This is a genomic window from Paracoccus bogoriensis, from assembly GCF_019431455.1.
Taxonomy (GTDB): Bacteria; Pseudomonadota; Alphaproteobacteria; order Rhodobacterales; family Rhodobacteraceae; genus Paracoccus; species Paracoccus bogoriensis.
Window position 1 is genome coordinate 1 of record NZ_JAHYSR010000093.1, and the last position, 217, is coordinate 217.

Sequence of the window (217 nt, forward strand, 5' to 3'; positions counted from 1 at the left end):
TGAAACCTGAAGCCCGCCATACTTGCTCTTCCACTTGTAAAGCGTCTTGTCCGACATGCCATGCTTGCGGCACAGCTTCGAGACCTTCGCCCCGTTCTGCGCTACGATTGATCCCCCGGATCAATCGCTTAACGCTTGAACCATACTCCTGCAAAACCCCGACAATCTGTTCTTCGGTAAAACGTGATTTGCGCATCGTCTGTTCTCCTTGTTCTCA

1 pseudogene is annotated in these 217 nt (G+C 51.6%); it reads right to left on the reverse strand.

Features of this window, described 5'->3' with window-relative positions:
- Positions 1–196: pseudogene (locus tag KY389_RS15600) on the reverse strand (transposase); the annotation flags it as partial.
- Positions 197–217: the final 21 nt, after the last annotated feature.